Raw genomic sequence first — 12,840 nt, 5'->3', positions numbered from 1 at the left:
CCATTTCAAAAAACTGATGGGCTTCTGCCCGAACTGCTGCCCCGTGTTTAACTGTTGACAGAAAGTTCAGTTCATGCAATGCTTTTAATCCAATTTGTAACGGTGGGACAATCTACATAACCGCGAGGAGAAAAACCATGAAAATAACGGTCCTCAATGGAAGCCCCAAGGGTGATCTTAGCGCCACCATGCAGTATGTTCTTTATATTCAGCAGCACTATCCCGCTCATGAATTTGTAATCCACAACATCTCCCATGATATAAAAAAAATCGAGAGAGACCGGGAAAACTTCAAGACAATCATCAATGATGTCCGGTCATCGGACGCCGTTATCTGGGCCTTTCCCCTGTACTACTTTCTGGTGCCGTCGCAGTATAAGCGGTTTATCGAGCTTGTATCAGAACGCGGGGCCGATTCCGCCTTTAAAAATAAATACGCTGCGGTCCTGACAACATCCATCCATTTTTTTGATCACACCGCCCACAGTTACATGAGGGCCATATGTGATGACCTGGGGATGAAATATGCCGGATCGCATTCCCCTGACATGTATGATCTGACACACAGGCTTGCCCGCCTCAACCTACTCCAGTTCGCGAATCAATTCTTTTTTGCCGTTGAAAACAGGATCCCCGCCAACCGGGTCTATCCTCCGCTCATACCCGTACGGTCCGCTTATAAACCGGGCAAAACGAACAAAGGGATAGACCAGGGGGATAAAAATATTCTCATATTGACGGATATGCAGAAAGGAGACAAAAACCTCGGGGGCATGGTAAGCCGGCTTGCTGCGTCCTTCACGAGCAAACCGGAAATCATCAACCTGCGTGATCTCGATATTAAGGGGGGCTGCCTTGGATGCATACAGTGCGGCTATGACAACACCTGCGTGTACGGATCGGGCGACGATTACCGTGAGTTTTTCAACACGAAGGTGAGAAAGGCCGACATTCTGTTCATATGCGGCAGCGTCAGGGACAGGTACCTTTCATCTAAATGGAAGGAGTATTTCGACAGGTCTTTTTTCAACAACCATGTCCCGGTATACGCGGGCAAACAGATCGGCTTTCTCATTTCGGGAAATTTCGCGGGCCTGCCCTTCGTGCGGGAAATATTCGAGGCATACACCGAGATGATGTACGCTAACCTCGTCGATATCGTTACCGATGAAAGCGGTGATTCAAAACTGATCGATTCCCTCACCGGCGCCATGGCCGCAAGCGCGGTACGGTATTCGAAGGCCAACTATATCAGGCCACATACCTTCCTTTCCCTGGGCGGGAAAAAGATCTTCCGCGACGATGTCTTCACTCGCTTGAAATTTCCCTTCGTGGCCGATTACAAATTTTACAAGAGAAACGGTATTTTTGACTTCCCCCAGAAAAACCGCAAGGCACGGATTATCGGCTCAATCCTGACATTCATGGTCAAAATACCTGCTTTCCGCGAAGAAATCTACAAGCACAGGATGAAGGAAGAAATGGTAAAACCGCTCAGAAAATTTATTGAAAAACCCGGATGACATTATCTTTCTCAGGTAATATGAGGCTCAATCTGAGATATGCATTAATTTGCTTGCACGATGCTATTTATGACCCTGGATATTTTTCTATCGTATCTCCTTAATTCCATGTTTTTTCATAGTTAAGCTTCCGGCTGTCGCTTCTTTCCGATTTATTTCCTCTACTAATAAATTTTTAATATTTTTATTTTTTGTCACAAATTAAATATATAACATTTTATAATTGACACTATTATTCTATTTAAGGATAAATATCCCTAAATAGAATAATATAGAGGTTACACATGATTAAAAAATCAACTATCCTGTTCTGGATTTTGTCTGTCATCTGCTTTCTGTTCGGTATTGTCTATGTAATAAAACCAATTGCTTCCTACCATGAAAAAATTATCGGCATGACTGCTTCAGCGCTGGCTGCGAATTATGCAACACTCAGTGGACTCATCGTCACTCTTGTGGATGTGCTGGGAGTTACATTCTTTACAATCGGAATATTCGGCATTTATTCAGGCTTTCTCGCCTGGAAAAATAAGGCATCATGGATAACCATGTTCGTTGTATTATTTACATTTTATCTTCCCATGACATACATCGTATATTGCGGCGGCGGACCTTATAAAATACCCCTTGCCACAACCGTTCTGCAGAGCATCGCCCTTATTCTATCGGGAACACTGGAAAGAGAATGGTGACAAATAAAGCGATACGCTGAAATGCTTGACTTCTGCTCCTGAATCATCCATGTTCGAACCATGAAAAAGATATCGGAACATATTGATCTCCTCATTCAGGATATGAAGAAACGGAAGCAGAAACCGGAATACGTCATCATGGGACGGAACCTCTGCACGGAATGGCTCATCGAGATGTCCCGGGAGGGACTCATTGAACTCAATGACGTCAAAAAGTATAAGTTCAATCACCGGGGAGTTCCCGTAATCGTGTGCGAGAGCGAAATACTGGAAGTGGCGCCCAACGCGAAATACCTCATGGAGGGGTAAGCCCTCCATGGAAGAAATCAGATTCGGAAATATCGTGTTCCTGCCGGGACTCAACAAGGGCAGATATCCTTACTGTAATTCTCTTTTTATCGACGATACGATAAAAGCAGTCATTGATCCGGCGTGCAGTCGCGATGTGCTGCTGAACATTAAAAAGACAAAAGGCGTTGATGTCATCATCAACACGCATTACCATGAAGATCATTTCGCCTTCAATTATCTCTTCCCCGAAGCTGAACTCTGGGTGAATGAGCTCGATGCTCCGTGCTTCAAGTCGCTCGAAAGCCTTTACGAATTCTGGGACATTTACGGCACGTCGCTTGAACCGGGGTTTGATGAGTATCTCAAGTCATTCAATTACCAGGAACGCGTTCCCGCACGTGAATTCCGTGACGGCGATATTCTCGACTTTGGAAGCACAAAACTCAGGGTGATTCACGCGCCCGGTCATACACCGGGGCATTCATGCTTTTACTGCGAGGAGCAGAAACTGCTCTTTACCGCCGATCTTGACCTTCTGCCCTTTGGACCGTGGTACGGCGACAAATACTCCGACATCGACCAGACAATAGCATCGGTCCATATGCTGCAGAAGATCCCCGCTGAATTTTTTATTACCTCTCACCACAGGGGGGTCATGAAGGGAAATATCGACAGGGAAGCCGAAATATACCTCAATGTAATACAAGAAAGAGAAAACAGGGTGCTCGATTTTCTGAAAAATGAAAGCACGATTCCCGTGATGCGGGAGAAATGGCTGATTTACGAAAAGCCCCATGAACCGCTGAATTTTTATACATATGCAGAAGAAGTCATGTTAAAAAAACATCTTGCTTATTCAATAAAAAAGGGGCGTCTGAAAAAGACCGGCGACCGCTATATCACGATCTGAGTGAAATCAGTCTCCCGACAACCGATGCCAGGTATCAAAAAGTCCAGTAAATTCAATGGCGAAAAATCCTTAAATGCTTGACTTTACCCGGGAAACTCCCATGCTCAAGTCATGAAAAAAATATCAGCACACATCGACAAACTCATGGAAGAACTGAAGAAACGGAAGCAGAAGCCCGAATACGTCATCATGGGACGAAACCTCTGCATGGAATGGCTCATGGAAATGACTCGTGAGGGACTCATTGAACTCAACGATGCCAAAAAGTACAGGTTCAATCACCGGGGTGTTCCCGTGATTGTATGCGAGAGCGAAATACTGGAAGTGGTGCCCAACGCGAAATATCTCATGGAGGGGTAATTCTTTCAGGAATTTTCAATCCACCTGTTCCCGCAATCCATGCTTTTGACGGTATTCCTTCGGCGACAATCCGGTCATTTTTTTAAAGGTGACATTGAAGGATGTTTTAGAACTGAACCCCACCTCGAAACAGATTGTAATAATACTCCGTTCGGGATTTTCAACGAGCAGCTCTTTGGCTTCCCGGACCCGGTAGGTGTTCACGTAGTTTCGAAAATCAGTTTTGATGTTTTCGTTAACAAGCTGGGAGAACTGGTGGGGGGTAATGAGCAGGCGCTCCGCCACATCCTTCATCCTCAGGTCCATATCGCGATAAATCTTCTCTTCCTCCATGAGCTCCGTGAGGCGCTCATTTACGGCCGACTGATCAATTCCTTTTATTATCGTGCGCTTGTATCGATTCTGCTTCATCTCCCTGACAAAGAGTTTGAAGAAATCGGGAAAACGGTTTTTGAACAGAAAATAGAGGATGAATTGCAAACTGTTGCCCGTGGCTCCCAGCAGGATGAATTCCCTGTTCAGGGTGAAAAAATAAAGGCACGATATGGTCGTTGAAACAATGAGCATCCCCGACATTATTATGGAAAAAAGCAGGGGCGGTTTATTGCTGCTCTGCCGCATGGAGACAAACTCGTTATAGAGAATGATGCCCGAGTAAGTAACATTGACCGCCAGACAGGCAAAGAGAACGTAGATCAACCAGTGATGCAGCGGGTCTCTGAAAAATTCACTATATATAATATATTTCTGGTCGAGGGAACGCGTCAGCAGAAAAACTTCCAGCACAAGCAGTGGAGCAAGGGGCAGAAGTGGAATCTTCAGTGCCACGGGGATTTTCTTTTCCGAATACACGAGAGCATGGTACCGGATACGATCCAGAGGGCCGCTGATATAGAGAAATGTAAAAAAAAGGAACAACAGCGAAGGATATCGCTCATACAGGCCGAAACCAATCACCGCCAGCTGTCCCATGAGGAGGCTCACTATCATACCCCGTGCGAACCGGAAATAACTTCGATGGTTTTTCGTATGCCCCGTAATATGCTCAATGGCGGTGAACACGCCCAGCACCAGGCCCGACACTATGAGCACTGCCATGATTGCATGCATTGTCGTCATGAGAGATTCCCTTTCGTTATCCCTGAATATATGATAATTACATATGCTGTGACAGGATGGACTCAGCAACTTTTTTATAAAAGACCCCACAGTTCGAGTCAACGTTATTTTTTCATACGGGAGTTATATTTATCCCCCTATGAGCGGCTCATGCGCGGCAGGGATAATCTGAAAAAAGACATAAAAACAGTTCATGATTATAATTGTGAACGACATCAGGTCTTTTTTTTCTATAATAAAGTCATAAAATAATGGCATTGAGGTTTTTGAATGGGAAGCATGACGCAGGAGGAGCGGCATATTTTGCTTACCTGGAACTCTACAAGGTGCTGTTTAAATAAATGAACCCGGATGAATTAATCATGGAGAAACAGTCATGAAAAAAACAAAAGTAATTCTTACTGATACTAAAAAAGGCATAGACAGAGCCGTAAGGGAAGTCTTTGATCATTTCGGCGGCGGAGCGAAATTCCTGCGCTCGAGCCGGGACGTTTACATCAAGGTGAACGGTGTGGGTTCCGAAACCAGCGTGTATACGGACCCGGAAGTATTGAGACAGACCATACTCTATTTCCGGGAATGCGGGGCGCGAACGATTTATGTTATGGAAAACAGCACACAGGCCAATTTCACACGCCTGGTCTTTCATGTTACGGGCTATACGAAGGTCTGCAAAGAAACCGGAGCGATGCCTGTCTTTCTTGACGAAACCGAGGCAGTCCCGGTTTTTCTTAACGGTGTCCAGGAATTCATCGATATTTCCCGCTTCGTGTATGAGAGGCTCATCGAGAATCGCGGGGAAAATTTCTACCTTTCTATCCCAAAGCTCAAGACACATTCAATGTCCCAGGTCACGCTCTCCATTAAAAACCAGTTCGGCCTGGTTCACCAGAAAAGCCGTATACCCGACCATAATTTCCGCCTGCACCAGAAGTTCGCCGATATATACGAGGTGATCCGCCCTGACTTCGCCCTTATCGACGGTTTGATCGCCACGACCCATGGGCACTATCCCACGGCCTACAATCTCGATAAATGCGTTGTTCCCATGGACCTGCTCCTGGGCGGCCCCGATCCCCTTGCCGTTGATGTTGTGGGCGCGGCACTCCTGGGATTCAGCCTGAAAAAGGTTAAGCATCTTGCTCAGAGCAGTGCCAAGGGACTGGGTGTAGCTGATTTAAAGGCCATCGACATAGTGAACAAAAACCTATTCAATGAAAGAAAAAAACATCTCAGCTACGACCTTCTTAATGACCTGCCTCCCGATGTCACCATTCTCAGGGGAAAGGAGCGATGCTGCGACGAAGGCTGCCGAAGAAACACGGAGAGCCTCATGGAATCACTCTACCGTGACTATAACGGCAGGGGCGGATTTACCGTGCTCATGGGAAAGGGCATTCCTCGAAACGACGTGGACGCCACTAAGGGCCGTGTCCATATCGCAGGCAGCTGCGCCATCCAGGACCATGCCGTCGCCCTCCAGGCCCGCCTGGGGAAAAAGAACATCACCATAAGCCCGGGCTGCAATGACCTGGCGTTGAGTCTTGCGGGGCTGTGTAAACAAATGAAAGTCAATCCCATAAGCATGTCGAAGACAAACTTACTTGCATCGGCCTATCTTCTGATCAAGGCAAAGCTGAAAGGCTCGAAGGCCAACATTGTTCCGTTAACCTGAGTTTTCCCGTGAGTGCCGTTGTGTAGATGAGCGCCATGAAAATATTTCTTTGAGCATATTCCCGATTCAACGAATAATTCTGATAATTCCGGGAAATATAGGTTCATGATTATAATCATAAACGACACGGGGATATTTTTCGCCTATAATCCATGATAGATGCAGGGCGAAAACCTGTTAACATTCAGTGCCGGCCATTTGCATCGGCCGATAATTCATGAAAAGGCGGATACGACATGAAACGATTTATTGAAACCTATAAAGATGAAAATTTCGATGTGATTGTCATCGGGGGCGGAATCACCGGGGCTTCCGTGGCTTACGAAGCGGCCTCGCGTGGTCTGAAAGTCGCCTTATTCGAAAAAAAGGATTTCTCCTGGGCCACATCGGCGGCCACATCAAAAATGATCCATGGCGGTCTGCGGTACCTGGCGAATGGGGAGATTGGACTGGTGCGTGAGTCCCTGCGTGAGAGAAGGGTGATGGAAAATATCGCTCCTAACTTTGTCTATCCTATGCCCGTGATGATCACTCATTGCAAAAGACCTCTCAACAACAGCAAATGGATCGTAAAGATAGGGATGACTCTCTATGATCTACTCTCCTATGACAAGAATTTCACCTGGGATAGAAGCAAACGTCTTCCCATGCACAGGACCATCTCCAGAAAAAAAGTGCAGGTTCTCGAACCCAGTGTGCGACGGGAAGGACTCACCGGAGCATCAATGTACTATGACTGTAAAAGCATATGTCCCGAAAGACTCACCCTGGCGTTCATAAAGTCCGCCGTGGCGTACGGAGCCAGCGTATCCAATTACTGCGCCGTGGAAGGTTTCCTTTCCGGCAAGGGAAAAAACATCATAGGAATAAGAGTGCGAGACCTCTTGAACGATAAAAAATACTCCATAAGAGGAGGCGTTACCATCAATTGCGCCGGGCCCTGGGCCGACTTTGTTATGGGAATGGCTGATTCAAAAAGCAATGTCACTTCTCTCCAGAGATCCGAGGGAATTCATATCATCACCACCAAAAAGCTCATATCGGGCAAGTATACCGTGGGTGCCATGACCCCTTCGGGCCGTCATTTTTTCCTTACCCCCTGGCGGGGGCATACCCTTATCGGAACCACTGACAAGCCCTACACGGGAGACCCGGACAAATATCACGTTACCAGGGGGCGCATCATGGAACTGATCAGCGATGTGAACAGCGCCTTCGGTGACGGCAGCCTCGGTTTTTCCGATGTAAAACATACCTATGGCGGACTGCGCCCCCTTGTGGAGGACCAGACCGAGGAGACCTACAGCTCTTCCCGAAAATATGAAATATATGACAACAAGAAAGACGGGATCGATGGACTGGTCACCGTAGAGGGCGGGAAGTATACTACAAGCCGCAATCTTGCTGAACATTGTGTAAAACTCGTTGAACGCAAACTGGGAAGAAACCGCTCTACTTCATTTACGAAAAAACGTTATCTCTCAGGGTGTTCCATTGAAGATATTGAAACTTTTCTTGAAGAGGTCCTGCGCGATAACAGCGATTTCAGTGTTCCCACGCTGGATTACCTTGCGCGCAATTATGGGACAGAATACAGGGAAGTGCTTAAAGTTGCGCGGGAGGACACGGCGCTATCACAAAGTGTCAACGCCGACGGTGAGATTCTCGCCCAGGCCGTGTACGCCATCCGCAATGAAATGGCTCGCACTTTGTCGGATATTGTCATGCGCCGCACTGGTATGGGCACCCTGGGGCATCCCGGCGATGACGTGCTTCTCAAGCTAGCCCTTATCGCAATGAGAGAGCTGAACTGGGACAGGAAACACATGGAAAAAGAGATTTCCATAGTATCGGAGATGCTGACACTGCCGCGGGACTGAAATCAAATGAAAATTATTATAAAGGAGAACAATATGTCTGAAAAAAAATTTATTCCTGAATGGACGAATACGCCGCCCGTGCCGGGCTCCTATCGGTCCATCGCAAAACAGGGCAGGATGGATGAAATAAAACTGCCCTCGGAAAAGTATTATGCGCTTCTGAAAAATGAACTGAAGCTGGAAGATTCCTATTTCGCCGGAAAACGCAATGACGGAAACATGGCCGTGCGTCTCGATAAAGAGAGCAATGTCCCCGGGGATGTTATTGAGGCCCTGGTGAAAATTTCCGGTTCTGAAAATGTCCAGAGCGATGCATACAACCGAATCAAGTACAGCCATGGCAAGCTCCAGGAGGAGATGTTCAGTCTCAAGAGAGGCGTTGTCCACGAAACCGCCGGGGTTGTGGTCCATCCGCGTGACAAGGAAGAGATTAAGGAGATCGTATCGCTGTGCAACACGAGAGACATTCCCGTTTATGTCTACGGCGGCGGATCAAGCTGCAACAAGGGATTTCTCCCTGAAAAAGGGGGTGTGACCCTGGTGCTGAACACCCATATAAACAGGGTTCTTGAAGTGAACGAGAAGAGTCATACCTGCCGTGTCCAGGCAGGATGCATGGGCCCTGATCTTGAGAACGCCCTGAATAACGCGCCGAAAATGTATGGCACGGCCCATGCCTTTACCTGCGGGCATTTTCCCCAGTCCTTCGAACTCTCCAGCGTAGCTGGATGGTCCATGGCCCTGGGAAGCGGCCAGGCCTCGACCTATTACGGTGACGCGGCGGACCTGGTGCTCGCCATGGAGATCATCACCCCCGCGGGAGTCATCAACACCAGCGATTATGCCAGTACGGCCACCGGCCCCCGGGTCATGAATATGATGAAAGGAAGTGAAGGAGTCTTCGGCGTATGCGTGGAGCTGACAATCAAGATATTCCGGTTCATGCCTGAAAACAGGAAATATTTCGGTTACATCTTCCCTGATTTTGAATCAGCTGTCAATGCCACACGGGAGATAACCCAGGGGCAGTTCGGGCTCCCGGCGGTCCTGCGCATATCCGACGCGAAAGAGACGGAGCATGCCTTTGAACTCTATCCCGTTCCCTCGATTATTGAAAGCTTTCTTAAAATGCGCGGCTTCAAGCCGGGCAAACGGTGCCTGTGCCTTGGTACAATCGAAGGCGACAGGGATTTCACAGCGCTTGTACGCAGAAAAATTGGAAAAATCATGGGACGCTTCGGGGGCATGACCACGACAGGATACTCGGCGAAGGAATGGTACAAGGACCGCTATAAGACATTTTATATGGGTGAAACGGTCACCGATTATGATATTATTCTGGACACCGTGGAGACCCCGGTGCGGTGGGACAACATTCATGAAATACACAGAAAGGTTTACGAATACGCCAACTCTGTTCCGGGTACCATGTGTATAAGCCACGCCTCTCACTTTTATCAGTCCGGTACGAATCTCTATTTCATTTTCGGCGTCAGGGGAAATGTCGATGACTACATGGCCTACCGCTCAGGCCTTATTGAGGCCATGGTCAATGCCGGCGGTTCATGCAGTCATCATCACGGAGTCGGCAGACTTATGGCGCCCTGGATTGAACGTTTTCTCGGAAAGGAGGAGATGGGCGCCATCAGGGCTCTGAAGCGTTATTTTGATCCGGGCAATATCATGAATCCGGGCCATCCCCTGGGCACGGATTCATCGGATACATGAGAAGGCATGAAAAATAATGAATTAAGGAATTGTGGATGACCGCTGCGGCGCGCCTTTGATCTGTCTGAAGGAGTTAAAAATGGCTGACAAGAAATATGTGATAGCGATTGATTCAGGAACACAGAACATTCGTGCGATTATGTTTGACCGTACCGGGAAGGAAGTGGCGTCAGCAGAGGCGCCCATAGAGCCTTATTTCTCTCTTCATCCTGGATGGGCGGAACAGAATCCTTCGGATTACTGGTCAAAGCTCTGCCAGGCTTCCCGGGCAATGATGAAAAAGGCGAAGGTCCCCCGGGAAGAGATCGGGGCCATGGGAATAACCTCCCAGCGCACAACCTTTCTCACTGTTGACAGGGAAGGAACTCCGCTCCGGCCCGCCATTGTATGGCTTGACCAGCGAAGGGTGGAATATCCTCCTCCCCTCTCCCTGGGGGCACGTGCGGTGTTCAACCTTCCGGTAATTTCCGGGCTCATGAAGTATGTACGCGAAAATTCCAAGTATCTGTGGATCAAGTGCAATGAACCTGATATCTATCGAAAAACGGCAAAATTTCTTCTGATCACAGGATGGTTCGTAAAAAAGCTCACAGGTGAGTTCAGAGAGTCCCGCGGCATGGTCAATGTACTCTGGCCCATCGACCTGAAAAAATTCGCCTGGTATACGTATAAATTTTTATACGAGATCTTCGGTCTCAAACCCGATCATTTGCCCGAGCTCTGCGATCAGGATGAAATTCTGGGATACATAACAAAAACGGCGTCACGGGAAACAGGGCTTCCCGAGGGACTGCCCGTTATTGTAGGAGGTGGGGATAAGCAGTCAGAGCTGCTTGGAGCAGGCGGCTTGAATTCCGAGACGGGAGTCATAAGCTTCGGTACCCTGACAACCCTTAACGTCATCACAAAAAAATATGTCACGGACAAACAATGGCGATTCTTTGCCTGGCCAGGCGCCATCCCCTGCACATGGAATATAGAAACCTATATCAACCGCGGGTTCTGGATGGTTACCTGGTTCAAGGAAGAATTGGGGCACCGGGAATCAATTGAAGCGGAAAGGCGGGGAGTAGCTCCCGAGGTGGTTCTCGATGAAGTGATCAGATCAATCCCTCCCGGAAGCATGGGCCTCATGCTCCAGCCGCACTGGGGCCCGCTGTCAAACAATAAATTCGCCAAGGGTTCCATCATCGGCTTCGGCGATGTGCATACGCGGGCTCATATCTACCGGGCCATTCTAGAAGGCCTGGGATTTGAACTGCGCAGACTGTACGAAATCATCAATGCCGAAACGGGCATCACCCTGAAAGAACTTCGTGTGGGCGGCGGAGGCTCCCGCAGTGATGCGGCTGTGCAGATCGCTGCCGATATATTCAACCTGCCCGTATCGCGTATGGCAACCTCGGAGATCGGTTCACTGGGAGCCGCGGTGAGCGCCACGGTGGGGAGCGGTATGTTTTCTTCTTTCGATGAGGCGGTATCGTCAATGGTAAAAAAAATCCACACCTTTGAACCGGATCCCAAAAACCGCCGTATCTATGATGATCTCTACCGTCAGGTATTTCTTGCCACATACGAAAAACTTGAGCCTCTCTATATGAAAATCGCCTCAATAACCGGATATCCACCGGCGCAATAAGCAGGAGACGACAGGAAAGGAAAAACAATTTCAACATGTGAGGATTGGCAGGAATTATCCCCTACACCACCTCAATTCCTGCCGAAAGAAAAATATCCCAGCATTCCTCTATCCTTTCCTGTTTCATGAAGGACTTCATGGCCTTCTCTTTCGAGTAGCGGTTTTCCACACCGATCTTTCCGTTCTTTTCATGCCAGAGGGGATTATACGCGAGAAGTGACGCCTTCTGCACGCCCCTGCCGCTGAGAAAACCGGCAATGGCGGAAAGATTCTTATCACTGTCGGTGATACCCGGTATGAGGGGCGTCCTGGCCAGCAAGGAAATGCCCCCCTTCAGGAACATATCCTGCAGCCTCGAGAAATTCTCCAGAATGATTTTATTTGAAGTGCCGCAATATTTCCGGTGCAGCGCCTCATCGATAAACTTGATATCGAAATAAATCGAATCGATATGGGGATAGACCATCTCGCTGAATCTTTTCATGTCAAAAAGACCGCAGGTCTCTATAAGTGTGTGTATCTTCTCCGCTTTAAGGGCACGGACAATGCCGGAAAGATATTCCATGGAAACCGTGGGCTCACCGCCCGAAAGGGTCACACCGCCGCCCGAACTGTTATAAAAGGGAATGTCCCGCTTCACCTTTTCCACGACCTGATCAACCGTCATATCGCGGCCCACGCGGCTCAGGGCGCCCGAGGGACACACATCGGTGCACTGAAAGCACAGGGTGCAGCGGTCCCTTTTTACAAAGCCCTTTACCCTGCGGGAAAGGGCCTTTTCGGTACAGGCACCGATACAGGCATCGCAGGCAATACAGAGCCCTGCGTCAAAAGAAAGTTCGACGCCTCTTTTTTTACTCTCGGGATTATGACACCAGGCGCAGTCCAGGGGGCATCCCTTGAAAAATATTACAGAGCGGATACCGGGACCGTCATCGAGGCTGTTTCCCTTGATCTCAAGAATCAGGGGGACTCCCGTTGCTTTTTCATTTACTTTTCCCTTAAGCCGCTGCATCACTCCCC

At 48.4% G+C, this 12,840-nt stretch carries 11 protein-coding genes; 9 read left to right on the top strand and 2 right to left on the bottom strand.

All coding sequences use genetic code 11. The features are described 5' to 3' along the window. Positions 1-137 precede the first annotated feature (137 nt). From CVV44_16230 to CVV44_16210, 5 genes are all read left to right on the top strand, one after another. The gene (locus tag CVV44_16230; protein ID PKL37181.1) at positions 138-1,523 is read left to right on the top strand and encodes an iron-sulfur protein; all 1,386 of its coding nucleotides are present in this window, start codon (positions 138-140) and stop codon (positions 1,521-1,523) included. Positions 1,524-1,807: 284 nt separating this feature from the next. Beyond that, positions 1,808-2,215 carry a hypothetical protein gene (locus CVV44_16225; protein ID PKL37180.1) on the top strand — a complete coding sequence of 136 codons (408 nt, stop codon included), beginning with the start codon at positions 1,808-1,810 and terminating at the stop codon, positions 2,213-2,215. 60 nt (positions 2,216-2,275) lie between these two features. Then, entirely contained in the window at positions 2,276-2,524 is a 249-nt protein-coding gene (locus CVV44_16220; GenBank protein PKL37179.1) for a hypothetical protein, read from the top strand. Positions 2,525-2,531: 7 nt separating this feature from the next. After that, positions 2,532-3,416, top strand: coding sequence for an MBL fold metallo-hydrolase (locus CVV44_16215; GenBank protein PKL37178.1), 885 nt, complete (start codon positions 2,532-2,534; stop codon positions 3,414-3,416). Positions 3,417-3,527: 111 nt separating this feature from the next. Then, on the top strand, positions 3,528-3,776 hold the full coding sequence (locus tag CVV44_16210; GenBank protein PKL37177.1) for a hypothetical protein: 249 nt from the start codon (positions 3,528-3,530) through the stop codon (positions 3,774-3,776). Positions 3,777-3,791: 15 nt separating this feature from the next. Here the strand turns inward: CVV44_16210 and CVV44_16205 are convergent, their stop codons facing one another. Further along, a complete protein-coding gene (locus CVV44_16205; protein PKL37176.1) occupies positions 3,792-4,895 on the bottom strand; it encodes a hypothetical protein in 1,104 nt (367 codons plus the stop codon). Positions 4,896-5,271: 376 nt separating this feature from the next. On the opposite strand from CVV44_16205, the gene CVV44_16200 reads away from it, so the two are divergent. From CVV44_16200 to CVV44_16185, 4 genes are all read left to right on the top strand, one after another. Then, complete coding sequence (locus CVV44_16200; protein ID PKL37175.1) at positions 5,272-6,570, top strand: hypothetical protein; 1,299 nt, start codon at positions 5,272-5,274, stop codon at positions 6,568-6,570. A gap of 236 nt (positions 6,571-6,806) precedes the next feature. After that, positions 6,807-8,450, top strand: a complete 1,644-nt coding sequence (locus CVV44_16195; protein ID PKL37174.1) for a glycerol-3-phosphate dehydrogenase — start codon at positions 6,807-6,809, stop codon at positions 8,448-8,450. A gap of 33 nt (positions 8,451-8,483) precedes the next feature. Then, positions 8,484-10,178: an FAD-binding oxidoreductase gene (locus CVV44_16190; protein PKL37371.1), complete on the top strand. Its 1,695-nt coding sequence runs from the start codon at positions 8,484-8,486 to the stop codon at positions 10,176-10,178. Between the two features lie 79 nt (positions 10,179-10,257). Then, entirely contained in the window at positions 10,258-11,817 is a 1,560-nt protein-coding gene (locus CVV44_16185) for a carbohydrate kinase (protein ID PKL37173.1), read from the top strand. Between the two features lie 61 nt (positions 11,818-11,878). Here the strand turns inward: CVV44_16185 and CVV44_16180 are convergent, their stop codons facing one another. Continuing rightward, positions 11,879-12,832: a glycyl-radical enzyme activating protein gene (locus tag CVV44_16180; protein ID PKL37172.1), complete on the bottom strand. Its 954-nt coding sequence runs from the start codon at positions 12,830-12,832 to the stop codon at positions 11,879-11,881. Positions 12,833-12,840: the final 8 nt, after the last annotated feature.

This window comes from Spirochaetae bacterium HGW-Spirochaetae-1 (assembly GCA_002839375.1).
Taxonomy (GTDB): domain Bacteria; phylum Spirochaetota; class UBA4802; order UBA4802; family UBA5550; genus PGXY01.
Note: the sequence above shows the minus strand (reverse complement) of the source record. Positions and strands in the feature narration are given on the sequence as shown.